17 protein-coding genes, 2 pseudogenes and 2 CRISPR repeat arrays (1 of these 21 only partly in view) are annotated in these 24,867 nt (G+C 65.1%); of the genes and pseudogenes, 4 read left to right on the plus strand and 15 right to left on the minus strand.

Annotation, left to right across the window (positions count from 1 at the left end; translation table 11 throughout):
• Positions 1–114: 114 nt before the first annotated feature.
• The 7 genes from ABEA50_RS17085 to ABEA50_RS17115 all read right to left on the minus strand — a co-directional run bounded on the left by ABEA50_RS17085 (position 115) and on the right by ABEA50_RS17115 (position 10,257).
• Positions 115–1,245 (minus strand): ABC transporter substrate-binding protein, encoded by a 1,131-nt coding sequence (locus ABEA50_RS17085; protein WP_345496388.1) that lies wholly within the window; start codon positions 1,243–1,245, stop codon positions 115–117.
• 42 nt (positions 1,246–1,287) lie between these two features.
• Positions 1,288–3,039, minus strand: coding sequence for an ABC transporter permease (locus ABEA50_RS17090; RefSeq protein WP_345496389.1), 1,752 nt, complete (start codon positions 3,037–3,039; stop codon positions 1,288–1,290).
• A 1-nt stretch (position 3,040) separates the two neighbouring features.
• Positions 3,041–4,156: an ABC transporter ATP-binding protein gene (locus ABEA50_RS17095; protein ID WP_345496390.1), complete on the minus strand. Its 1,116-nt coding sequence runs from the start codon at positions 4,154–4,156 to the stop codon at positions 3,041–3,043.
• Between the two features lie 77 nt (positions 4,157–4,233).
• On the minus strand, positions 4,234–6,351 hold the full coding sequence (locus tag ABEA50_RS17100) for an acetate--CoA ligase family protein (RefSeq protein ID WP_345496391.1): 2,118 nt from the start codon (positions 6,349–6,351) through the stop codon (positions 4,234–4,236).
• Positions 6,348–7,754 (minus strand): MmgE/PrpD family protein, encoded by a 1,407-nt coding sequence (locus tag ABEA50_RS17105; protein WP_345496392.1) that lies wholly within the window; start codon positions 7,752–7,754, stop codon positions 6,348–6,350. Before ABEA50_RS17105 ends, ABEA50_RS17100 begins: the two co-directional genes overlap by 4 nt.
• The gene (locus ABEA50_RS17110) at positions 7,751–8,902 is read right to left on the minus strand and encodes an acyl-CoA dehydrogenase family protein (RefSeq protein ID WP_345496394.1); all 1,152 of its coding nucleotides are present in this window, start codon (positions 8,900–8,902) and stop codon (positions 7,751–7,753) included. Before ABEA50_RS17110 ends, ABEA50_RS17105 begins: the two co-directional genes overlap by 4 nt.
• A gap of 11 nt (positions 8,903–8,913) precedes the next feature.
• On the minus strand, positions 8,914–10,257 hold the full coding sequence (locus ABEA50_RS17115) for an MmgE/PrpD family protein (RefSeq protein WP_345496395.1): 1,344 nt from the start codon (positions 10,255–10,257) through the stop codon (positions 8,914–8,916).
• A 208-nt stretch (positions 10,258–10,465) separates the two neighbouring features.
• Here ABEA50_RS17115 and ABEA50_RS17120 point away from each other — a divergent pair, with 208 nt between their 5' ends.
• Genes ABEA50_RS17120 through ABEA50_RS17130 form a run of 3 tightly spaced genes read left to right on the plus strand, consistent with a single transcriptional unit; the run spans position 10,466 to position 13,239 of the window.
• Positions 10,466–11,164 (plus strand): GntR family transcriptional regulator, encoded by a 699-nt coding sequence (locus ABEA50_RS17120; protein ID WP_345496396.1) that lies wholly within the window; start codon positions 10,466–10,468, stop codon positions 11,162–11,164.
• Positions 11,165–11,171: 7 nt separating this feature from the next.
• On the plus strand, positions 11,172–12,347 hold the full coding sequence (locus tag ABEA50_RS17125) for an MFS transporter (protein ID WP_345496397.1): 1,176 nt from the start codon (positions 11,172–11,174) through the stop codon (positions 12,345–12,347).
• A gap of 49 nt (positions 12,348–12,396) precedes the next feature.
• Positions 12,397–13,239: an HpcH/HpaI aldolase/citrate lyase family protein gene (locus tag ABEA50_RS17130; RefSeq protein ID WP_345496398.1), complete on the plus strand. Its 843-nt coding sequence runs from the start codon at positions 12,397–12,399 to the stop codon at positions 13,237–13,239.
• A gap of 235 nt (positions 13,240–13,474) precedes the next feature.
• A CRISPR array of direct repeats spans positions 13,475–15,393; the repeat unit is 37 nt; unit sequence GTTGAGATTCTCGCCGAGCGTTGCCGCACGGCGCTGG.
• A gap of 135 nt (positions 15,394–15,528) precedes the next feature.
• On the opposite strand, the gene cas2 is transcribed toward ABEA50_RS17130, so the two are convergent.
• The 6 genes from cas2 to cas5c are packed head-to-tail and all read right to left on the minus strand — an operon-like array spanning position 15,529 to position 20,904.
• Positions 15,529–15,819 carry a CRISPR-associated endonuclease Cas2 gene (cas2, locus tag ABEA50_RS17135; protein WP_345496399.1) on the minus strand — a complete coding sequence of 97 codons (291 nt, stop codon included), beginning with the start codon at positions 15,817–15,819 and terminating at the stop codon, positions 15,529–15,531.
• Entirely contained in the window at positions 15,819–16,838 is a 1,020-nt protein-coding gene (gene cas1c / locus ABEA50_RS17140) for a type I-C CRISPR-associated endonuclease Cas1c (RefSeq protein WP_425577622.1), read from the minus strand. Before cas1c ends, cas2 begins: the two co-directional genes overlap by 1 nt.
• Positions 16,828–17,466: a CRISPR-associated protein Cas4 gene (gene cas4 / locus ABEA50_RS30985; protein ID WP_425577623.1), complete on the minus strand. Its 639-nt coding sequence runs from the start codon at positions 17,464–17,466 to the stop codon at positions 16,828–16,830. Before cas4 ends, cas1c begins: the two co-directional genes overlap by 11 nt.
• 6 nt (positions 17,467–17,472) lie before the next feature.
• Positions 17,473–18,396 (minus strand): type I-C CRISPR-associated protein Cas7/Csd2, encoded by a 924-nt coding sequence (gene cas7c / locus ABEA50_RS17145; RefSeq protein WP_345496401.1) that lies wholly within the window; start codon positions 18,394–18,396, stop codon positions 17,473–17,475.
• Between the two features lie 33 nt (positions 18,397–18,429).
• Entirely contained in the window at positions 18,430–20,271 is a 1,842-nt protein-coding gene (locus ABEA50_RS17150) for a type I-C CRISPR-associated protein Cas8c/Csd1 (protein WP_345496402.1), read from the minus strand.
• The gene (cas5c, locus tag ABEA50_RS17155; protein WP_345496403.1) at positions 20,272–20,904 is read right to left on the minus strand and encodes a type I-C CRISPR-associated protein Cas5c; all 633 of its coding nucleotides are present in this window, start codon (positions 20,902–20,904) and stop codon (positions 20,272–20,274) included.
• Positions 20,905–21,608: 704 nt separating this feature from the next.
• Between cas5c and ABEA50_RS17160 the strand changes: the two are divergent.
• Positions 21,609–21,825, plus strand: a pseudogene (locus ABEA50_RS17160) (transposase); the annotation flags it as partial.
• Between the two features lie 333 nt (positions 21,826–22,158).
• Here ABEA50_RS17160 and cas3 read toward each other — a convergent pair.
• Entirely contained in the window at positions 22,159–23,868 is a 1,710-nt protein-coding gene (gene cas3 / locus ABEA50_RS17165) for a CRISPR-associated helicase Cas3' (protein WP_345496404.1), read from the minus strand.
• A 63-nt stretch (positions 23,869–23,931) separates the two neighbouring features.
• A pseudogene (locus ABEA50_RS30990) lies at positions 23,932–24,573 on the minus strand (CRISPR-associated endonuclease Cas3''); the annotation flags it as partial.
• Positions 24,574–24,662: 89 nt separating this feature from the next.
• A CRISPR array of direct repeats spans positions 24,663–24,867; the repeat unit is 37 nt; unit sequence GTTGAGATTCTCGCCGAGCGTTGCCGCTCGGCGCTGG; it runs 1,567 nt beyond the window's last position.

Consider the following 24,867-nt stretch of genomic DNA (forward strand, 5'->3'; position numbering starts at 1 on the left):
CCTCCGCACTGCTCACGAACTACGCAGACGCTGTACCGATTTCCTGAACCGAGACGAACGCCGGAAGGGGCCTACCCCTCATCGGTAGGCCCCTTCCGTCGCGGCGATCACCCGTCAGAAGGCGAACTTCCGGTTCCACCTCGCCACGATGTCCTCACCCCGCGCCTTGGCGTCCTCCGGGGTGTAGACCACGAAACCCGTGTCGTCTGCCTTGGGCAACTGGTACTGCCCGGTCGGCACCTGGTCGATGTCAGTGCGCGAGCTCACGAAACCCTGTGCCGCCGCGAACTCTTGACCGGAGCGCGACATGGTCCAGTTCATGAACAGCCGCGCGGCCGGGTTTTTCGCACCGTTCTCGGTGAGACCCTGCATGTTGAACGTGCCGGAGATGCCTTTTTTCGGAACCACCAGTTCGATTGGGGCACCCGCCTTCTCGGCGCCGTAGGTGCTGTTGAAGCCGGTGGTGGCGACCTCGATTTCGCCGCGCGCCAACGCCTCCAACTGCACCGAGGTGGTGTCGAAGATCCTCGGCTTCTGCGCGGAGAGGCCGTCCCAGTAGTCCTTGTCCAGCACGCGCTCCTGGAAGTCGGCGAGGCCCTGCACGGTGCCACCGGCGCCCGCGTTGACGACGCCCACCTTGCCCTTCCACTTCGAGTCGAGCAGGTCCTCCCAGCTCCCCGGAGCCTCGTCGGGCTCGACCGCGAGGTCGTTGTAGGCGAAGGCGTAGGCCGAGTAGTAGGCGGTGTAGTAGCGGCCGTCGTTCCAGACCACACTCTTCATCTTGTCCAGCGTGTCGTAGGTGGGCGTGCGGTAGGGCGCGAAAACGCCTGCGGCCGTGAAGCCTTCGGCGAGGATGGGGTCGGTGATCGTCACCACCCCCGCGGAAAGGCGGCCCGCGCCGTGCTCGCTGAGCACCCGCTCGTTGAGCTTGCCCGAGGGCAGTCGCGTCATGTCCACCTTGACGCCGGTCTCGGCCTGGAACCTGGCGGCGGTGAGTCCGGCGCTCTCCGCGCCGGAGGCCGTGTACCAGTTGAGCGATCCGGCGCGCGCCGCCGCGAGCAGCTCGGCGTCGGCGACCTTCTCGCCGTGGATGACGAGCCCGTCGGTGTCGTCGATCGCGGGCATAGGCAGCATGGACGCGGCGACGGCGACATCATCGGGCCTGCCCGCGCCGCCGCCGCACGCGGCGAGCGAGACGCTGAGCAGCAGGGCGACGACTGCGGCGCCCCATCGGCTGAGCTTCATGATTGTTGCTCCTTCTCGAAGCGATTTCTCGGGCCGTTCGCGTCACTGTCGGGCCAGGCGGCGCGGAATGTAGGACAGGATGAACATGAACGCGGTGTAGATGACGCTCATCGCCGCGGCCTGCCGCAGTGCGCCGCCGTTCTCGAACGCGTCGTAGATGGCGATGGAGAGGATCTCGGTCTGGCTGGTGTAGAGGAACAGTGGGACGGTGAGTTCGCGCATGGCGAGCATCAGCAGCAGCAGGAACGTGGACAGCAGGCCGACCCGCATGAGCGGCACCGTGATCCTGGTGACGGCGGTGGTGCGGTTCGCGCCGAGCATCACGGCGCTGTCCTCCAGGTCGCGATCGGTGGCCATGATGGACGATGCCACGCCCCGAAACCCTTGCGGCGCTTGAACTGCCAGGAAGGCGACGACCAGCACGGCGAGCGTCCCGTACAGCGGAACCGGTAGCACCAACCAGGTCCACAGCAACCCCATGCCGAGCACGACGGCGGGGATGGCCAGCGGCATCATCGACACGGTCTCCACCAGCGTGCGCCCGGACGCCTTCGACCGATAGACCACGTACGCGCAGAGAAACGCGAGTACCGTACCCGCGACGGCGGCGACGACGCCGACCACCGCGCTGTTGAAGGCGGCGGCGCGGAACCCGGACGAGCCGAGTACCTCGCCGAAGGAACTGAAATCCAGTCCGCCGGACTTCGTCAGCTGGCTCATCGAGGTCAGGTACGGCGAGGTCTGGCCCGCGGCGACCAGCAGCGCCAGGATCGGCAACACGATCGAGAGGCCGAAGAAGGCCAGCGTCAGCAGGAACACCGGGATGCGCGCCTTGCCTAGCGCGAACTTCTTCTGCCGCACGCCCTTACCGGTGACGGTGGTGAAGGAACGCTTGCGCAGCGCGCGGTTCTGCAACCAGGTCACCAGCACGACGATCGCGACCAGCACCACCGCGATGGCGGCGCTCTCGTTGCCCCGCGAGGGGGTGGCGTTGAGCAACCGGAAGATGAAGGTGGGCAATGTATCCACCCCGCCCGGCGTGCCGAGCACCTGGGCGACGGGGAAGTTCTCGAAGACCAGTGTGAAGGTGAGGATCGCCGAACCGATCAGGGCGGGCAGCGCGAGCGGGAAGGAGACGCGGCTCAGTATGCGCCGAGGCGTCGCTCCGTGGACGCGAGCCGCCTCCTCCAGATCCGGGCTCATCAGCGACATCGCGCCGTGCACGAGCAGGAACGTGTATGGCGAGTAGTACATGGCGAACACGAAGATCATGCCGGGCAGCGAATAGATGTCGAACGGGATCGACCAGCCGATGTCACGCTGCGCGATATTGACAAGGCCCGCGACCGGACTGCCGAGGATCGACCAGGCCAGCGCACCCACATAGGACGGCAGGAACAGCGGCATCAGGCCGATCAGGTAGACGAACTTCGGCAGCGGAATATCCGAACGCGCCGCGAGGAAGGCGAGCCCGCCGCCGATCAGGCAGGCGAGCACAGTGGCGCACACGGCGAGCACGAGCGAGTTGACGAACGCGCCCTGCACCTCGGGCACGGTGAAGATGTGGAAGTTCGCCCAGGTGAGGTCGAAGCTGATGTTGCCGGGGCGCGGCACGCTCGTGCTGAAGGCGGCGAGCAGGACCAGTGCGGCGGGCAGCAGGATCAGCACCGCCAGCACCACCAAGAGCGGACCCGAGGTGAGCCAGCGCTTGCGCAGCGGCAGCGTGGAGCGCTTCGGTGCGGACCGCTCCGCGGCGGGCAGCTGCGTCTCCGGTCCCGTGGTCATGATCGCCATGTCAGGATTCCTCTCCGGGCGTGCGCACCTCGCCGGGCAGTACCCGAACATGCTTCGGGTCGACCTCGACCACGACGCGGTCGTCCTTGCGCAGCAGTCCCGCCGCCTCCTCGTGGCTCTGCACCTCGATCACCGGCCCGGCGTCCAGCCGCACCGAACATCGGGCGAACGACCCCTGGAAGACGCTGATCTCGACCCGGCCGAGCCAGGTGTTCGGCCGCTGCGCGGTCGACGGCTCCGCGTCGGCGGCACGCAGGCGCACGTGTTCGGGCCGGATGCACACGCTGAGGTCGGTGGTGTCGACGGGAAGTTCGGTGCCGAAGTCGACCTCCAGTTCGTGTTCGCGCAGCCGCAGCCGGTCGCAGCGTTCGGCGGGCGGCCGCACGCCGAAGATGTTGGACACGCCGAGGAACGCCGCGATGGCCGCCGACGCGGGGGTGCGGTAGGTGGCCCACGGGTCGGCCAGCTGGGAGATCCTGCCGTTCTGCATGATCGCGATGCGGTCCGCGAGCGCGAGCGCCTCGCCCTGATCGTGCGTGACGTAGATGCAGGTGAGGCCCAATTCCAGTTGCAGGCGGCGCAATTCGACGCGCAGGTCCTCGCGCAACCGGGCGTCCAGGTTGGACAGCGGTTCGTCGAGCAGCATCACCGCGGGTTCCATCGCCAGGCTGCGGGCCAGCGCCACCCGCTGCATCTGTCCGCCGGAAAGCATGCTCGCCCCGCGTTCGGCGAGGTGCGCCAAGCCGACCAACTCCAGCGTCTCCAGCGCTTTGTTCCTGATCTCGGACTTCGGCCGCTTCTTCATCCGCAGCGGGAACGCGACATTGTCCAGCACGGTCATGTGCGGCCACACGGCGTAGGACTGGAAAACCAGGCCGACGTTGCGCTTGTTCGGCGCTAGATTGATCTTCGAGCCGAAGACTGTCTTGCCGCCGATCGAGATCGTGCCGCCGCTGGGGTCTTCCAGTCCGGCCACGCAGCGCATGGTGCTGGTCTTACCGCACCCGGACTGCCCGAGTAGCACGAGCGACTCGCCGTCTTCGATGTGGAGGTCGAGGTGTTTGACGGCGGTGAAATCACCGAAGGTGAGTGAGAGGTCGTCGATACGCACGTCCATGGGGAATCACTGGCTCCTGCGAGGGTGGGATCTTGGGGAAACTCGCCGGCGGCGAGGCAGAGAAGGGGACATGGGTTTCACCTCGGCTGTGACAGACGGACGAGCGCGTCGAGGGCGACCACACCCTGACCACGCGGTTGCACCGCGACGGGATTGACCTCGGCCTCGACCACATCGGGTCGGTGCAGCGCCAATTGTGAGACGAGCACGATGGCCTCGACCAGAGCCTCCAGGTCACCCTCGGGCCTGCCACGGAATCCACGCGCGATCGCGGTCGCCTTGACCTGCGCGACCATTTCCCGAGCCTGGTCTTCGGCGACCGGTGCCAGTCGCAGCGCGGAGTCCTCGTAGATCTCGGTATACACCCCACCCGCGGCGAGCAGGACGAGTGGCCCGACGGTCGGGCTCACCCGGTAGCCGACGAGCGCTTCGAAGACCGTGTCCTCGACCATCTCCTGAATGAGGAAGCGGTCCAGCGTCACCGTCGCGTCGTAGTTCTCGACATTCGCCACGATCGTGGAAATCGCCTCCCGCAGCCCTGCGAGATCCGCGACCCCGAGGACCACGGCTCCGGCATCGGACTTGTGCGGCAATCGGTCCGAGAGTGCCTTGACCACCACGGGGAATCGCGGCTGGGCCTCGGGCACCCCGTCCACCCCGCACGTCGTCGTGACCGGGAACCGGACACCGAGGTCGGCGAGCAGCTCGGCGGAGGACGCCTCGTCGAGCGTGCGGCCGGTGCCCGCGAACTCGGTGCGGCGAGCACCCAATACCGCCGGGTCCACCGGCCGACGTCCCAGCGTCGCGGCCACGGCCTGCGCGCACGCCTCGGCCGTGCGGAACGCGGGAACACCCGCCTCGTGCAGGCGGCGGACCGACTCCGGCGCGTCCGGAAGCGCCCACGCGCCCACCGGAACCGGGCCGTCGGCATGTTCGGCGATCGCGCTCACGGCCAGTTCGGGATTGAGTCGGGCCGAGGACCCGATGACGAACAGCACCAGGTCGAACTCGCCGCTGTCACGCAAGACTCGGAGCGCGCCGTCGACAAGGTCGTGGCGCGTGCCCGCGAGGGTGAGGTCGACGATCAGGCTTTCGGCCACATCGAGTCCCAGCTGCGCGAGCTGCTCGAAGACGCTGCGGCTGGGCCGGGTCACCGCGACACCCAACGTTTCCAGTTGATCGACGAGGATCGCCGCACCGCCGCCGGTGGAGGTGATGACGGCGACCCGCCGACCACCCGCCGCGGTGGGTGGTCCGACACGGCGTTGCAGCGCCTCGGTCTCGATCAGCGCCTCGAAGTTGTCGACCCTGGCGAAGCCGCAGGCGCGGAAGAAGGCTTCGGCCTCGTCGTCCTCCCCGGAGAGCGCACCCGTGTGCGAGACGGCGAGCGCCGCGGCGGCATCGCTGCGACCGAGCTTGTACACGGTCACCGGTTTGCCGCGCTCGGCCGCCTCGACGGCGAAATCACTCAGTGCCGCAGCGTTTTCCATCGACTCCATGAACAGCGTGTACGAACCGACCTCGGGGTCGTCGAGGGTCGCGGCGCACACCTCACCGAGGGTCAGATCGACCTCGGAACCGGTGGAGACGAAACCGGAGAAGCCCAATCCGCGCGCCTTGGCCCGCGTCATCAGCGCGCCGATCACGCTGCCGGATTGCGAGGCCACGAACGACGATCCGGTCGGGATGTCCGCCTCGGCGAAGGCCGCGTTGGCCGTGAGCATCAGCCCGTTGCGCGGGTTGACCACGCCGATGCTGTTGGGTCCGATGATCCGCACGCCGTATTCGGCGGCCACCGCCAGCAGTTCGCGCAGCCGCTCACTCCCGTCGGCGGACTCCTCGAAGCCGCCGGACAGCACAGTGACCAAAGGGACACCCACCCGGCCGCATTCGCGGACCGCGGGAATCACCAGTCGGGTGTCGGCCACGATGAACACGTGGTCGGGCACCTCGGGCAGGGATGCGATATCCGGCCACGCGCGCTCCCCCAGCACCGTCTCCCTGCGCGGGTTGATCGGGTACACCGCACCCGAAAAGCCCTGTGCGCGCAGGAATCGCAGTGGCCGTGCGGTGGTTTTGCGAATGTCATCGGACGCGCCGATGATCGCCACCGAGCGGGGGGCCAACAGTGCTCGGCCGAGATCTGCTCGATCCGGTACCCGAGCTCGGACGTTCTCGTCGGTCAGCTGTGTCATCGCTGCTTGTTCCTCACCTGCGTGTCGATCCTGGCGATAACGTCGAGTGACTCGAACGCCCACAGTTCGGTGACCACCTGCTCGGCGAACTCGGCGCCGAGTACCGGTGTGGCGAGCCGAACGAATTTGGCCGTCATCTCCGCGTCGGACACGGGGTTGCCTGGTTCGCCGTAGGGAAGTTCCACGCGCTGTGCGACGCTGCGGCCGTCGCGCAAGCGCAGCTCGACCGTGGCAGGGCGCAGGCGCGGGTACTCCGAATCCGCCTTCGCATCGGCGACCACCTCGACCCGGGTGGCGAAATCGCGAATCTCTTTGTCGTGGCGCGCTTCCTGGCCGAACTCGGTGAGGCCGACCTCGTCGTTGGCCAGTGCGGTGGCGAGCGCGAACGGGATGCTCATCTGGGCGTCCAGCAGGGAATCCACGACCTTCGCCGCGTGATGCGACGCGACCGTGTAGGTCCGCACGGTCGCGTCGGCGACGTCATCGAGGCCGATTCCGTGTTCGGCCCGCAACGCGAGCACGGCGTCGAGTGGACCGTGCAGGTGGCGGCACGACGGGTAGGGCTTGACGTAGGAATTCAAGACCACCCACTCCCGGCCGAGGCCGTCGAGCAGGACACCCGCGTCGAAACCTCCTGCGGCGAACGCGTCCACATAGCCGTGCGGTGTTTCCAGGATGGCGCGAGGGCCGGTCACCCCGGCCACTGCCAGTTCGACGCTGGTGATTGCGTCCCGTGCCGCTTTACCGGGATGCACCCGCTTCACCTCGGCCGACTTTCCGAGGAAGGCGAACAGTCCACCGGCGTGCGACGCGGCGATACCCAGGGCGTGGTGCAGCTGGTCGGCGTCCAATCCGTGCAGCACGGCGACCCCGCAGGTGGCCCCGATGACGCCGGCTAGCGGTGTGTTGTGGAAGTGGTTGCGCCACGTCGTCGGGTGCCCCGCCGCGGCTAGTCGTGAGGTTGCCTCCAGCGCCACGGCGAGCGCGCGCGTCGTGCGAATCGTGTCGCTGCCCAATGCTTCCGCGGCCGCCAGCACCGCGGGAAAGCTGACGCTGCTCGGGTGCACGGAACCCGGCGTGTAGCCGTCGTCCACCTCGAGGCTGTGGCAGCTGGTTCCGTTGAGCAGTGCGGCACCGGGAGCGGAGACCTGGCCGAGACCGACTCCGGTGGCCGAGTTCGACCGGGTCGCACCGTAAGTCGCGGCGACGTGGCTTGCGACGGCGCGAGCCACCTCCGTGGTCGACCCTGGCACCACGGCGGCCAGGTAGTCGACCAGCAGGCGTCGGATGTGGTGTTCGACCGGGGCCGGTAGTTCGGCGGTGATCGAATCGACGACCCAGGCCACGAGGGTGTCGGTGGCACCGTCGAGCGAAAAGACCGACTGCTGTTGCGTGCTGCTCATCGGGTCACCGCCCCTGCGCGCTGGTCGAAGCGACGCCCGAAGATCGACTGCGCGATGGTGTTCTTCAATATCTCGACCGAGCCGCCCGCGATCATCCAACCGCGCGTTCGCCGGACGATGTACTCCAGCGGAAACTCCTGGGAGTAGCCGCTCGCACCGAAGACCTGCATGGCGTCGTTGGCGACCGCGAACGCCGTACGGTTGGCGTGCAGCTTCGCGATCGCCGCCTCGGTCGAGTCGGGGGTACCGGCGTCGGCCTTGGCCACCGCACGCAGCAGCAGCATCTCGGCGGCGTCCAACTCGACGCGCATCTCGGCGAATTTCCATTGCAGACCCTGGAATTCGCACAGGTTCTTGCCGAACTGGGTGCGCACCGACGCATGTTCGACCGCCATGTCGTAGGCCTTCTGCGCGAGCGCGAGGGCACGCGAGGCATTGCCCATCCGCTCCACACCGAAGACGGAAAGCATCTTCTTCAGTGCGTCGCTGTCGGCGAGAACGTAATCCTTTGGCACCTTGCACTCGTCGAAGAACAGCTGGCAGTGCGACTCCCCCGACATGTGATATTCCCGCTTACCACGGCTGAATCCCGGCGAGTCGAAGGGAACGAGCACGGCACCGATATCGCGGGAACTCGGACCGAATCGGCACCACACCACCGAGTGCGTGGCATCCGGACCGTGCGAGTTCCAACATTTCTGGCCGTTGAGCACCACGTAGTCGCCCTCGAATCGTGCGCTGGTCCGCAGGTCGGTCAACGCGCTACCGGCTTCGGGCTCGCTCATCCCTGCCGTCACCAGGGCCTCTCCGGCGAGGAACCGTGGCAGCACCTCGGACTTCACGAAATCGGAGCCGAAGTTCGCGACCTGTCGGATGGCGCCGAAGTTGCTCGCCTGCAACGCGTCCGCGCTGTGCGGGCACACTTTGGTGATCGCCATCATGACGAGCACCGCGTCCAGCAGCGACGCACCCTGCCCGCCGAGCTCGACCGGCAATGTGAGCCCGGTGAGGTCGTTGCGAGCCAGGACTCCCAGGCTGTCCCACGCGAATTCGGTACGGGTGAAAGCACGCTCGCCGAACTCCCGTTCGGCGAGTTTTGTCACCGACTCCACGAGGGCTGTCTGTTCGGCAGTGAGGCTGAAATCCATCTAACGGGTTCCTATCGTCTCTCGTTGCGGTCGGAAGTTGTGGGGGCGCAGCGGCGCAGCGCGGCCACCAGGCCGGGTGCGTCCAATTCGGGCAGGTGCTCGGCCAGTTGCCTGAGCTCGACGGTCGCGCGGGCGGGATCGTCGTGTGCGGCGACTCGGAGACAGGATTCGACCTTGCGGGTGAGCGTTTCCCAGCTCGTCCCCTCGGCGCCGGGCATCGGCGCCTCGGTGGTGTGGGAGCCGCTGGTCGTCCGCACTTCGACCCGGGCACCGGTCATCACCGCGCTCGCCGGAAGATCTTGCTCGACGGTGACGCGGGCGGCGGCAGCGGCGATGTCGGGGTTGTCGAGGTCGCCGCCGTGCAGGGTGGACAGGTCGTAGCGCCCGGTGACCCACAGCGCGGCCAGCTGCCACGGGATGGAGAATTGCGCGTCGACCAGTGGGGCGCCTCGGTCTTCGTAGGGCCGCGAAACCAGTTCGTACGCAGACCCTTTCGGCACGTGGACCCGCACCTGTTCGATGTCGGCCCAATGCGGGTGCCGATCGCGCAGATCTTCCGCGGCGGCCAGCGCCGCGTGGGTGTAACGGCAGGCCGGATAGGGTTTCAAAGCCACCCAGCTGCCCTCGAATTCACCGGAGAACAAGTCGTCCCAGCGCGCACCGGAGCCCGGCGTGAGCCCGAACTCACCCGACAACCACCCCTTCGGCCCTTCGACTCCTTGGGCGGCCATCGCGGCGGCGGTGATGCCGAATTGTGCCGCAAGCCCCGGCTGGATGCGTTTGGCCACCGAACCGTCCACCACCGCCTGACGGGTTCCCGGCGCCAATGCCGCGCCGAGCGACAGCGCCATCGCGTGCTCCACTTGGTTGTCGGGCAATCCCCACACCGTGGCCGCGCTGGCCGCGGCCGCCAGCGAGCCGAGACCCGCGGTACGAATGACGCCCGGCCTCGGCCCGGTCATCCTGGCCAAGCGCGAGAGCAGATGTACGCCGGTGACCAGGCCGTCCGCGACTCGCGCGCCGTCGGCGCCCGCGGTAGCGGCGGCCGCGAGCACGGTGGGCACCACCACGCTCGCGGTGTGCACCACCGCCTCGTCGTGGGTGTCGTCGAAATCCCAGGCGTGAATGAGCGTGGAGGTGGCCACTACCGCTGTCGGCGCGGACAGGCGCAGGTCGGTCCACGGCACCGCGACTTCGCCCCCACCCACCGCCCGTAGTCCAGCGAGTACACGCTGGGCGTCACGTGACGCGGTGCCCGCCGCGGCGAGCGCGAGCGCGTCGACCAGCAACAGTCGCAGCTGTTCGCGGTGGTGTTCGGCCAACCCTGTCCATCGCCGGTTGCGCACTTCGACCACCGGGTTCCTCCTGACGCTTGTTACGTCACGTGAGCTGAGTCACGTGATCCAGGCCATAACCCTGACAGAGCCGACGACTCCCGTCAATATGTTCTATAGAATCTTTTTTCTGATCTATCGAATATCGTGTGCTAATCTCATCTCCCAGCCAGTCGGCACCTCCGACGTCTGGCGTACGACGATCGCCCCCGATCAGGAGCCGCACGCAGTGACCCAAACCGACGCCCCCCTGCCGCAGAGCCGTACCGCGTACGTGCTGGAGCGCCTGCGGGCCGATATGGACTCAGGCGTGATCAACCCCGGCGACCAACTCCGGCAGACCGCGATCGCCAAGCGCTACGGCGTGAGCCCCACCCCCGTGCGCGAGGCGCTGCGCATCCTCGCCGCGGACGGTTCGGTCGACTACACCAGTCATCGCGGTGCCACCGTGCGTGACTTCACGCCGGAAATGGCCCACGACCTCTATCGGATGCGCGCCGAACTAGAAGGTCTCGCCTGCGAGATCGCCACCGAGCGCATGACCGACGACGGCTTCCGAGCGGTGCAACGCGCGAACGAGGCCCTGGTGGACGCCACCGCCGCCGGCGAAGATCCGGCCGCCCTCTCGGTGCTCAACCGCCAACTCCACTTCGCCATCTACGCCAGCGCCTCCGCGGTCGTCGTCGATTCGGTACGACATCTCTGGGAGCGCTTCAAACCCTCGGTCACCCTCTGGGGAGTCACGTCCTTCTGCCAAGCGTTGGACCACGACCACGACCTCATCCTCGCCGCCATCGAGCGACGCGACTCGGCCGCCGCCCGCACAGCCATGCGCGACCATGTCCTGCACGCCTGGGAGTTGCGCCAAACCGACGCCGACCTCAGGCCAGGAGGAGCAGGCGCAACCGACGCCCAGGTCGGGCGCTGACCCGATCTTGCGCTCTCCAAGCTGGTTCCTGGCGGTCACGGCCGCCTCATTGCTCTCGCACACCGTGCTCAGCGGCGTTCGCACACTGATTTCCTACCGGGTCCTCGCACTGGGTGGCGACGGACTCACCGTGGGTATCGTCACCGCGGCGTTCGCGGTGCTGCCACTCGTCGTCGCCCTGCCGATCGGTCGCGCCGTCGACCGAGGGCTGGCCGTCCCCGCGCTGCGTGTGGGCCTGATACTCACGGTGGTGGCCATCGCGCTCGCCGCTGGAAGCACCCAGTTGTTCGTACTCGGATCCGCCAGCGCGCTTTTGGGCCTGGCTCAGATGTTGCACACCGTGGCCTGTCAAAGCATGGTGCCGCTCTGGTCGCCCCCGGAGAAACTGGATTCGCGCTTCGGCCACCTCACCCTGAGCGTTTCCGCCGGGCAGCTGCTCGGCTTCCCGATCGCAGGCATCGTCGCCACCCTGACCACGCAAGACTCCGGATCCGTCAGCACCGGACCCGCGCTGCTGGTGATGGGGGCGATCGCCCTCGTCGCCGTGCCACTCGCATTTTCCTTCGCACCGGGAGACTCCACCAGGGTCACCCGCGCGGATGCGGCCGACGGACAACAGTCCACGTTGCGCCTGCTCGGTACGCCCGGGATGAAGCCAGCCATCTACTCCAGCCTGACCGTGCTCACGGCCATGGACCTCCTGATGGCCTACCTGCCGGTGCTCGGACAACAGATGGGGCTCAGCGTCGCCTGGGTCACCGCGCTGCTCACCGCGCGGGCCATCACCTCCGTGCTGTCACGCGCGACCATGCCGATACTGCTACGGAAGGTGCCGCGCCGATGGTTGCTGGTATCGGCCACCCTCGCCTCGGGAATTCCGATGGCGCTCGTGCCGCTCACCTCCGCGATCGTCCCGCTCATGCTCGCCATGCTTCTGATGGGGTTCTTCTGGGGCGTCGGCCAGCCACTCACCATGTCCTGGGTGACGCTCATCGCCGACTCACGCAATCGCGCCGCCGCGCTCTCGGTTCGACTGGCGGGCAACCGGATCGGCCAGGTCGCGGTGCCGGTGGTGGCGGGCAGCCTCTCCGGCCTGATCGGCGTCGGCGCCATCTTCCACGCCAGCGGTCTCTTGCTGATCTCCTCCGGCTTGCTCACCCACTCGGCCACCCGCGACGTGTAGACCTCGATCGCGCAGTGCGCGTTCATCTCTCGGCAGTGAAGGAAATTCCGTGTCCTACTCCCCCCGGCGACGCACCGTTCTCATCGCACCCGGCTCCGACGAACGCAAGGCACGCAAGGCGCTCGCGTCCACCGCCGACGAGGTCGTCCTCGACCTGGAAGACGCCGTGACAGACAAGGATCGGGCACGCGAACTCGTCCGACGAATACTGAGCGAGACCGGGCGCGACCACGGTGTCGTCTCGGTGCGCGTCAACGGACTGAGCACACCGTGGGCGAAAGACGACCTCGCAACCTGCACCGAACTCCCCGCACTGGCGAGCGTCGTCTTACCCAAAACCGAATCGGCCCAAGACATGATCCAAGCCGACCATGCCTTGGCCGGAACCGACATCGGCTTACAGGCCCTCATAGAAACGCCGCTCGGAGTCCGAAACATCGACGAAATCGCTGCCGCTACTGCGCGACTCGAGTCCGTCATCATCGGCTACGCCGACCTCGGCGCAGCACTGGGCCGAGCACGATCGGCACCCCCGCAACACTGGCTCGCCATACAGGACCGCGTACTGATCGCCGCCCGCGCGGCCGGCATCGCCGCAATCGACGGCCCCCACCTCGCCATCACCGCCGACGGCCGCTTCCGCCAAGCATGCGAATGGACCGCCGCCCTCGGCTTCGACGGCAAATGGGTGATCCACCCCACCCAAATCGACATCGCCACAACAACCTTCACCCCCAGCGACAGCGCAGTCCACGAAGCCAAGCGCGTCCTCGCCGCCCTCGACGAAGCCGAAGCACACGGCAACGGAGCCACCCAACTGGACGGACAAATGCTCGACGAAGCAGTCGCCGTCGCCGCCCGCCGCGTGCTAGTGCAGGCACGCGAGCGGTGAAGTTCCGCCAAAATTTCGGCCTGCCACAGCCGAATCACATCTACCTCGGCCAGACGCAGAACGATGTCACGCAGCTACGCCGGGTGGAGGACGCATGGATCGACAAATACTCACAACATCACTCGTGCCACGCCAATGACTCCGATGGAACATCATCGTAAAGACCCAAGCCCTCGGGAATCCAGGCCAGCTCAGACAGTCCGGTCGCAGACGGTGCAGAGCACGCCCCTGGCATGTTGAGATTCTCGCCGAGCGTTGCCGCACGGCGCTGGAGTTGGGTGCCCGACCCGCACGGTAGGAGGTGCCTGTTGAGATTCTCGCCGAGCGTTGCCGCACGGCGCTGGCCGCATCCACAGCCGAGATCTCCTGGCGAGTGGAGTCCGTTGAGATTCTCGCCGAGCGTTGCCGCACGGCGCTGGTCGACGTCATCGGCGACGCGGACGGCACCCGTAAGTTGAGATTCTCGCCGAGCGTTGCCGCACGGCGCTGGCTTCGACGAACATGGCGCGCTTCTTGTCGAGGTCGTTGAGATTCTCGCCGAGCGTTGCCGCACGGCGCTGGGTGCGCGGACGCTCAGCATTGGGTGACCGGAAAACGTTGAGATTCTCGCCGAGCGTTGCCGCACGGCGCTGGTGCTGACGGTTCCTGACATGGACCCGCTGGCCTCGTTGAGATTCTCGCCGAGCGTTGCCGCACGGCGCTGGCTCCCCGGAGCATTTCCGGGTGTCACCGACAGTGTTGAGATTCTCGCCGAGCGTTGCCGCACGGCGCTGGCTGGCTGCCGTAGGCACCCCACTCGATCGGGCCGGGGCCGTTGAGATTCTCGCCGAGCGTTGCCGCACGGCGCTGGACCGCCTCGAACCCGGCTGGTGCATGGGACCACCAGCGTTGAGATTCTCGCCGAGCGTTGCCGCACGGCGCTGGCTACATCGCCGCGATCGTGCGGCACGCAACAGACATGTTGAGATTCTCGCCGAGCGTTGCCGCACGGCGCTGGCCCGGATCTGTCGATCCTGATCTGCTCGGTCGCTGTTGAGATTCTCGCCGAGCGTTGCCGCACGGCGCTGGTTCTTGCCGTCGAGTCGGTACTCCAGCCGGAACGTTGAGATTCTCGCCGAGCGTTGCCGCACGGCGCTGGGAACAGAAGCTCGCCGAGGCACGCAGGCACCGACTGTTGAGATTCTCGCCGAGCGTTGCCGCACGGCGCTGGGGGATCGGCAAGATCGGGTTCGGCGCGCCGAGCATGTTGAGATTCTCGCCGAGCGTTGCCGCACGGCGCTGGCCGAGACGTGGTTCCGTCGGCCGGAGGTGATCCGGTGTTGAGATTCTCGCCGAGCGTTGCCGCACGGCGCTGGGCGATGCGCTTGCGGCGGAGTGAATCCCATGTCCTGTTGAGATTCTCGCCGAGCGTTCCCGCACGGCGCTGGCAGCCGTCTGGCCAGGCGGATCAGCTCCGGCATGGTGTTGAGATTCTCGCCGAGCGTTGCCGCACGGCGCTGGGGCCCCTGGCCGCCGAGGCGAAGGCGGCAGTTGGAGTTGAGATTCTCGCCGAGCGTTGCCGCACGGCGCTGGCGGTGAATATTGTTCCTAGCGTGGTGCATAAAATGTTGAGATTCTCGCCGAGCGTTGCCGCACGGCGCTGGCATCCGAAATACCGAGCATCGCCTTTTGCTCGTCGGAGTTGAGATTCTCGCCGAGCGTTGCCGCACGGCGCTGGGCCGTTGCATTTCGCGGTGAGCCTCTATGGGAGTGTTGAGATTCTCGCCGAGCGTTGCCGCACGGCGCTGGACGCAGTTCACCCGGCATGTCGCGGTTCTGCCACGAGTTGAGATTCTCGCCGAGCGTTGCCGCACGGCGCTGGTTGTGGCGCTTGCGGTCTGCGTCGTCTCCATCCTCCGCGTTGAGATTCTCGCCGAGCGTTGCCGCACGGCGCTGGCACTGCGGGCCGGTAAGGACCGCTTCGGGGACGCCGTTGAGATTCTCGCCGAGCGTTGCCGCACGGCGCTGGCAGGTTCTCCCAGCCGCCGACCCCCTTGAGCGCGTTGTAGTTGAGATTCTCGCCGAGCGTTGCCGCACGGCGCTGGGGGGGCGAGGTGCACACCGGTCGCCAACCCGGTGTTGAGATTCTCGCCGAGCGTTGCCGCACGGCGCTGGGCTCGTTGAACTGCTGTTATGCAGTTCGAGCATTGAATTGACCTACGCATCCAGCGATTGCGATCGGCATTTGCCCAGGTCGACGGTTCGGAACCTTCCTGGAACTTTCGTCGCACTGCATGTTCCTAAGCTGAGTCAGTAAACGAGAGGGGCGTCGTGGGGTGGCGTAGTAGCGGCGCCGAGGTGGCGGGCTGAGGTGAAGGTGCCTCGGTCGAGGTGATAGATGCGGATGCTGTCGTGTGCGGGGTCGATTGTTTTGGCGAGGGCGGCTTCGAGTTGCAGACGGGTGGTGGCGGTGCAGGTGACCTCGAAGACGGACTTCTGGACTCGGTGGCCGTAGCCCTCACAGATTTTCGCAACCTTTCGGAGCCGTCGCGCTCCCTGCGGGGTGATGGTTTCGACGTCGTAGGTAACGAGCAGTTCCACTACGCCACCGTCCAAGGGATGTAGCCATCGGTGTCGCCGCGAAGGTGGCGCGCGAGTAGGCGCGCTTGAACGAGAGGGAGTAGCGCTGCTGGGATTTCACGGTCCAGGTATACGTGAGGCCACGTCCGCTCACGGGCCATAGACCATTGTTCGAGAAAGAGTTTGCGACCGTCGTCGGTGAGTTCGCATTGCCCGCCGGGCAGTCGGTGGGTATGCGTGGACTTGATTTGGTCGCGGTTGAGCAGACTGGCGACGAGCCGGTCGACGAGAAGTGGTCGGAACTCCTCCATGAGGTCTAGAGCCAATGCGGGTTTCGCAGGGCGAATGCCGTGGAGGTAGCCGATGTAGGGATCGAGGCCGACTTGCTCGAGTGCGCCGTGTACGGCGGCGCGCAGCATCCCGTAACCGAATGACAGCAAGCTGTTGACCGGATCGGTGGCCGGTCGCTTATTCCTACCTGCTTCGGCTCCCGTGATGAGGGCGGGCAGCGCTTGAAAGTAGTCGCGCGCGGCGCGGCCTTCCACACCACGCGTTTCGTCGAGAGTTGCGGTGTCGCGCAGTATGATCAGTGCGGCGGCGTGGCTCTCGGCGACGGCCCGAACCGTGAGCTGACGTTGTCCAGTGAGGTCTCGTGCGGCTCTCAACAGCAGTTGTCGATAGTTGTGCAGCTTGCCAGCGACCATGGCTTTGGCGATCGACAATGTGTGATGCGGATCGTCGTGTGCCCGAATCTGTTGAATCCGCAGGTGCGGGTTGCCCGCGAGTGGTCCATTCACTCGCGCGAGAAACTTTCCATTGCGGGTCAGCCACGTCACACTCCGCGTGCCAGCGGCGCATCGGTGCATGAGGTCGTCGGTGACGGTGACGCCGTTGACCGCGACAATATGGTCGATGCGGATCAACGGCAGCAAGTGTCGGCCGGGTTTGTCGGGATGGTAAAGGCGCAACGCGTCACCATCGAGATGCAGGCTCGTACCAGGCGTGCTGACGAAAAGGGTTTTGAGTAGCTCAGTCATCATGGTTTCGCGGTAGGCGGGGTGTGAACAGGTCGATTGTCTGGCGTTGCGCTGTCTCCGGAACGCAACCGGGACGCAAGGAACACCGGGTGCAGCGCTGGTCGTTGACCGGCTGCGGCGCGACGGGGTCGTCGATTCGAACGCGTAGTTGCTCGACGGCGCGACTGACTCTCTCTTCGAGAGCTTCATCGACCGTCACTTGATACCGACGACGTGACTTCCCCGCGAACACTTCCCCCTGCGGTATCTGCTGATCGAACATTTCACGCAGACACAGCACTTGGGCGGCGACCTGAACGTCCGCAGGACCACCCTGGACGTATCGACCGGATTTGTGTTCGACTGGCACCAGCCTGTCTTCGCAGCGGTAGACGGTGTCGCAGACGCCGTGGATTCCCAACCGGTGACTATGCACCGGAAGGGATCTCCACACTCGTGCCCCGTCGCGTCCGGTGAGCTTGCCGCCGCGGTCGACAGCCTCATGAGCGATGTCGCCGCGGACGGTATCGGTGTTGGATTCGAAATAGCTTTCCTGCCAGATCAATACGGCCTGGCGTGGACAGTAGGCGAAATGTTCCAACGCTGATATCGGCACACTCCACCGATTGTCATCCTGCGATGCGGGCAGCATCGTCGGTCAGCCGAAGACCTGGGTGTAGGTGATTCCTGCGGGGAGGTCGGCGGTCTCAGGGTTCGGAACAATGTAGTCAGCGAACTGACGTGGACTCCAATCGCCGGACTCGAGTTCCTTCGGGTCAGCGGCCGGCCGGGGGCGGATCCGCTCGAGGAGTTTATGAGCAGGCGCGTTGCCGAAGGCGTTGTCGTGGCTGAACACATGCAGACCACGTGCGGTCATCCGGCCACGGCTCGCGGCAGCGTCGTGGTCGAACATCATCTCGAGCACCTGGTAAAGGAGTTCGAAGTCCTTGGTATCAACACCGGTTTGTTGCCCGCGCGAAGCGGAGTAGGTGACTTCGGCTCGGTAAAGACCGTATGGCACTGTCCATTTCGAGCCCATCTCCGTGCTTTCGCCGTCGTCGATGTCCTGCTGCCGAGTCTGCGTGACCCGTGTGATGGTGTGTTCTGTCGGGACGATCGGGCTTACTGATCGCGCCATCCCGAATTGGAGCGGTCCACGAATGCTGCCGAGGGCGTTGGTTTCGCCCGTCGACAACACAGCGCCGAACAGTCGGATATCGGCGTAGCGGTCGCACAGCCATTCCCGTGCAGCAGCGGCCTGTTCAGGGGTGAGTTTGGCCTTGCTCCCCTTCTTCGCGGCGGGGCGCTCAACACCCGTAGCGGTCAGAGATTCCGTCAGACGAGTGTTCAGGGCGTGGCCGGCCTCGACAAAGATCCCGTAGCGTGGATTTCCCGCTGCGGCCAGAACCAACGAATCTCGAATCTTCCGCTTCAGGCACACATCGGTAACTAGGCCGTGGCCGGATTCCAGGTCGACACGCGGCTGGTTTCCGGCATCAGGATCGCCGTTGGGGTTGCCATCGGTCACGTCGAACAGAAACACCATGTCGTGACGAACGTCGGGGTTCAGGTGGGCAGTCATCGGCTCGCGCCTTTCGTTTGGAAGTTTGGTAGGTCACGCCTGGGCAGCGGCGGTGCCGGTCTTGGCGGGGCGATGGGCGCGCTGATGGTGATAGCCCAGGACGAACTGCTCTTTTTGGCGCAGGTTGTTTCGCAACGGGATGCCAGTGGATTGCTCGAGCAGTGCATACAGGGAGTCCAAACGGTTCTTGTGCCAATTCGCGAGCTGACTGTTGTCGCGCCGGCGAATCTTGGTCAGCCAGGCACCCGCATCCTGGCGGCCTTGCACCAGAACAGGTCTGGGAGTGTCAACCGCCCTCCGAAAGAATCGATCACCGAAGGTGGAGTTCACTTCGCTACGCGGTGCCTCGTCGCCGGGGTCCTCGCCACTCGTCGCTCGACGGTGCGCGGACCGCTGAACATCTTCCATGACCGCGAACAAGCGGCCCGCAACGTACGCGGGATTGGTGCACGTTTCATCCAGGGACATGGGCGTTTCAGCTTCTTTCGGTCGGTTGGGGCAGCGGTTGAGCGCAAGGCGCACCAAGGAGGCGCGGCGGTCGTCGACGTGACCGTCGTTGCGGATGCGATGCATCAGGTGTGCCCGCATCGCCACGGGCACTGGCTCATTGAGCACGGCAACACGGAGGAGTTGGTGTAGTGCTTGGTCCGGCCGGTCAGCGTTCTTCGCCCCGAAAGGCCGGTATCGACTCGTGCCCGAATCCCAACGACCGAGGCAGGCCGCGAGCGCCGTAGGGCTGTGGCACCATTTGCCAGCAGGTATTTCGCCGCCATCGCGCAACTCCACCGGCTGCGTCCGGCGCGGGGTGTTCTTGTGGTCGGAAAACCAGGCCAGCACGTTGGTGTCGTGGTTGACTACGTTATGGTCTTTGCTGGTCAGGGCAATATCGACCCACTCCCGGACCATCACCCGTGAGACGTTGGCCCCGACTGCCAGCCAGCAGAACTTTCCTTCGAGGCGAGACCGACGCTCTTCAGCCCGGTGAATTGATTGGAAAAGCGCGTCGACCTCCGCAGGCTCTGGGTCGAACACCAAGTCCATGTGATCGGATTCCTCGGTGTCGGCGACCCACCACACCAGCCGGGTGTCCTGACCTGAAGACGTCAGGGAATGGTCGGACGACAGAACTCCCGTGAGCCCGACCATGACATCGTCCGCACACACCAAGCAGACCGGCGCATGGGTCAGTTGCTCCGCTAGGTCGTAGCCGAAGACCCGCTCGTTGATACTGACCAACGCCACGTCGTTACCCGCCCCCGGTACCAAGGATGCTGCAACCTTTCCCGGTATGGTGTTGGCCAGCAACGCAACTCGCTTGCACACCATGCAGACACCGCTTCGCCCGCTCCCCTTCTTCAATTCGACGCGTGTTTGCCAAAACCCTGACGCGGTCGAGCTTGCATAGGCATACCGACCGTTGATCGCAATCACCACACCGTCCTTGGCCTTCATCTCCTCAGGGCGAGTCAGCTTCGACCACGCCGTGGAACGAAAGGCTTCGGCCAAGATGTGCGGCACAGGATCTTCCTCGGCCGAAACCGCGGCAGCCCAGTCTCGGATGAGTTCGACGAAAGCGTCATGACAGCTCGCGACGCGCGTCGATTTGGTGGTCTCGTCACCCCACCCAAGGACATATTGGACGTCGTCGGCTGCCAGGTTCGGCGAGATATCCACCGCCCGCGTCGATACCGGAACCGTATGCGTCACACCGCGCTTCGGGTTCTGCTCGTCTCGAGGCTCCTGCAACGTAGCGTCTGTGACAATCCCTTCCGCAGCAGTGAGGTCAAGTTTCCATCGAAAGCTGCGCTCACGGTGAAACGCGGGCACGCCGTCTCGATGCTCGGCAGCGTAGGAGGCAAGTCGTTCCAACAGCATTCAGGCCGCCCCGGTCTCGGATTCTTCGATACCACGAGGTGGGACGGTCAACACACCCTTGTCCAGGCGAGCGTGAAACCAACTCGACTTCCTCGGCGTCGTGGAGTAATCGATGCTGTGCAGCATCACACCAAGGTCCGCGGACAACGGGATCGGCATTTGATCGTCGGGGTCCTCGAAGTACGCAGGAAACTCCCGTGTTCCCAAGTACGGCTGACTGAAGCATTGGCCACGCGTAACCCGGCGACGCAACTGGTCCCGGTACGCGGCCGCAGGCTTGTTCGCACTCGGGCTCAGCACCATCCGTGCGTGGATACGATATGCGACATCCTTGAGACACAAGGCATTACGTTGCACACGATGGGTTGCGGTATCCACGGTCCTGCTACCAGAGGCCGCGTCTGCCAGCGACGCCAGATCCGTTGTCTCGTTACGCCGCAGCGTAAACGTTCGAATCGGCTTCAACACCTCGATCCGGTCGATCTTGTACAGAAACTCCGGTTTCCAATAGATCGACGTCAGCACCCCGATCGCAGCCGTCGGCGTCATCACCGAGTACGACATCCGCTCCGCGGACAAACCTGGGCGGGTGAACAACGCACCCGCCCCGTGAACTTGAACGACTAAAGACAAGACCCACCCAATCCTTCCCTATGCCAACAGAATTCGGATCACTGCGGACCTATCGCCCCTACCGCCCGAAACGTTGCGCACATAGTCCCCCAACCCACCGACAAGTTTTGCCAGTCGATTTTGAGGGCCACCCACCGTCGGACAGATAAGCTCCGGCAAGTGATCAGAGGACGCCGAAGCTTCAAACCGAGCGTGCGTCAGATCGATTTGGGTTTGGATCGCCTGCTTACGCAAACTCCGATCGAACTTTCTGCCGAGGCCAGCAGCCCCTCGCAGCGAGGCAGGACCAGCGGGGCAGACACCATGCGACAGCGACGGACAATGCAGAGACACTCTGTTCTACGAACACCAACCTCACCGGTCCGGATCGGCACGCACCCACGCCACGGCCCGCAAAACGCGCCGTCAGAGGCCGATCCACGCACGTACATGCGCAACTATAAAATCAACCGCTAGCTTTACGACCACGAGCTGCAGGATTCGCTTCCCAGTCAACTCGAGCAACGCACGAGTGCCCGCACCTGAACCTCTACGAGTGCGTTCAGCCACAATCTTCCTATCTTCAGTCGAATGTTACTAGCTATGACTGCCATTGAGGACTTGAAGCTTACACCTATGACACTCAGGGCGCCCAGCGACTGATCTGCCAGCACGACGAAGCCGCTGAAGGCGGTGTCGGACAAGAAGATCTAGTTCTATGCGAAATCGTTTGCCTGGCAACCGAACTCACTGCCTGGATACAGATGCTGGCCCTGCACGACCACGAGGCCCGCGCTGGGAACCCAAACGCCCTCGCCTGCAGCTGTTCTCCGCCGCAGCCCGGCTGGCCCGCCACGCCCGCCGCACCAGACTCCGGTTCGCAGCACACTGGCCCACACCGGACTGATCACCACCGCGCTGGTTCGACTGCAACCTGGCTGACCAGCACCAACCCGCCCCAACAATCAGGAAAACATCCGGGCCGTGGAACCCGGCAGCCAACTCGCTGACACGGGCCGACCGATTACACCCACTGACCCGGATATACCTCGGAAAACCCCAATCCGAGCCCGATCGCGCCGGGGCCGCAGGCCCGGCGAAAGATCGAGGCTAGATAGCCGACCGGTTGATGGGAGAACGCCGGGCCGATCGATGCGCCCGGCGCTCTGCCGTCGCCAGAAATGGCGTCATCGCCACAAACATCCGACTGTTGAAATTCTCGCCAGCATGACTAGCGCGGGGCGTCAACCACATAAGAGCCGCTATCGCCGCAGATCAGAATACATCCAGCATATTCTTCTCATCGAGCCCGACCCCGCGTCCAGTACGAAAGTCCCAGTCGTACTCCCCCTTCCAACGACCGAGATCACCCAACACCGGGTCGATCAGTGCCGCCACGTCCGGAAGGCGGGCAGTAGTGGTTCGCAATTGAACGATCCAGGGCTGGAGTTTGCGTAGCGCCACGCCCGACTTCACCGTTCCGGCGGCTAGCTCCGCGAGCATCAGCTCGACTTGTCCGGCATCGTCTTGGCCGGTGATAACGATCGGCGCCGACTCCTCGGTAATCATCCGAAAGGCCTTCTTACGATCCCGCTTTCCCGTGCCATTGTCGATAGGGCCGTCGGCCACCGCCAGGAAGTCGAGCTCTTCTCGGTTCCCCTGCACGGTCTGCCCTACCGGGAGCTGAGATTTGTTTACGCCGCGTCGGTCCAGCTGCAGATCCTGATACAAGCGCTCGTAGTACTGGGCCAAGGCGGTTTGATCATCCAACTCGGCGCCATCCGAACCGAAAAGGGAAACGGTCAGACCGCACGGAACCCGGTAGTCGGCAGGTCCGCTTCCCTCAGCTGGATCGAACACGATCACCCGGCCGCCCCCAGCGTGCTCCCCATGCCTGTTGGCGCGACCGCCCGCCTGCTGCAGGGAATCGGCAGGAGCCAAAGCACGCCACACCACCGGAAACGACAAGTCAACACCAGCCTCAACCAGCTGTGTCGCGACCACCGTTGTCGGAAGACCAGCCCGAAGCCGCTTGGTCACCAATGACAACACCGCGCGACGATGCTCAGGGCACATTCGTGTCGACAGATGCCACACATCCTGACGATGCTGGGACACCAAACGATACAAATTCCGCGCGTCGGCGACCGAGTTGACGATCACCATCGACTGAGCCAGCTCCGACACCTCGCCCGCGATCGCCTCCCACGAAGGTTTCGGATCAAGTCGCCACTCGTAACTCACACGACGAGCGCGATCAAACAACGGCTGCGGTTCGGCGATCACCTCCGCGATCTCGACCGATCTACCAGTCGCGGAGTCCTGCCATGCCGACAACGCCTGGAACTTCGGCTGCGTGGCCGACGTCAGCAAAACCGTGGTCCCGAAATGCTCAGCGAGAGTTCTCAACCCACTCAGAATCGGCAACAACAACCTGTTCGGCAACGCCTGTACCTCGTCGAGGATCACCACCGCGTTCGCGAGCCGATGAATCTTCCGCACCTGCGACGGCTTACGACCGAACAACGACTCGAACAACTGCACGGTCGTCGTGACGACGAACGGCGCATCCCAATTCTCTGCAGCCAAACGTGCCCACCGATCGCTTGTGGCAGCCGAATCGCGTTCACTGCCATCGTCTTCCTTGAAGCGGACGCTCGAGTGGTGCTCCAACACCACCGGCTCCTCTTCCGCATCGAGCATCCGCCGATACACGTCGGCGTTCTGCTCAGTGATCGTGATGTACGGCACCGCGACGATCACCCGCGATTTCCCCCATTTGGCCGCATGGTGCAAACCAAAACCGGCCTGAGCGTACGTCTTTCCCAGCCCCGTCGGTGCCGCCAACCTGAACAATCCCGGCGTCCGCGCCGCGGCTGCCACCGCTTCGTCGTAGACGTGAGCACGGAGCTGTGCTACCTCACCGTCCTGGTCACCAATCGACTCCACTCGGCGCTGCTCGAAGCGTGCTGCAAGGCGAGTCATATCAGCTGGCTCCGCTACCTGAGGCCCAGACAATCCTCGACGGTGCGCACCTGTATCGAGGTGGTCGGCGTCTACTAGTGCGGAAAACGCCAGCCGCAGCCGCATTTCCCAAACTAGCTTCTCCCTTACCTTCGGCCACCGACTCGGAAACAACCCACGCCGCAACCGAACCCCCGACGCTTCGGGAACAGCGAACAAGAACCGCGCAATCGAGTCCAACTCGTCCGCATCGAACAGCTCACGGACCAGCGAGGTCAGCTCGGACCGACCTCTCATCCCACCGTGATGTCCGAGCACTGCCAGACCTGCGAACCCGCCAACTTCCCACCCCAACCGTGCACCCAACTCTTTGTGCGGCACCCCTACCCGGTTCGCAGTCCCGTCGACCTCCGCCAGCCGTGCCTGCCAAGCGCATGACGCCTTCCCCGCATCGTGGAAAAGCCCCAATGCGTACGCCAACTCCCCTGCTCCGAACACTGACGCGAAGCGGCTGGCCCACAACGCCGTTGACCGACAATGCTCGCCAAGCTCGTGGCGAACACCCGAAACCGGGCTACGACTATGCGACCACAACATCGAGCCGTCCGACGACACTGGTTCCTCACCCACTCGACCGCCCAAGGCTTTCACCACCGCAGCGCTCCTCCCCCCTTCAGTGAACGCAGACGAAACACGTCTGCCACCCAGGTCAACTAGCTTCAACATCCAGTTCCAAAATCATCGTTCAGACGCGCCCCGCGTTACCGCTCAGTGCTGGCTTTGTTGATGGGGTGCCGGTGAGGTTCGTGGCGGATGTTGAGATTCTCGCCGAGCGTTGCCGCTCGGCGCTGGGCATTCTCCGGCGCGAATTCTGGGCAGTCCGCCCAATGTTGAGATTCTCGCCGAGCGTTGCCGCTCGGCGCTGGCAGGTGACCGCCCGTGACACCCGCATCGCCGAGCTGTTGAGATTCTCGCCGAGCGTTGCCGCTCGGCGCTGGGCCAAGTCGCGGTGCTGTTCGC

Source organism: Nocardia callitridis (assembly GCF_039543305.1).
Classification (GTDB): Bacteria; Actinomycetota; Actinomycetes; order Mycobacteriales; family Mycobacteriaceae; genus Nocardia; species Nocardia callitridis.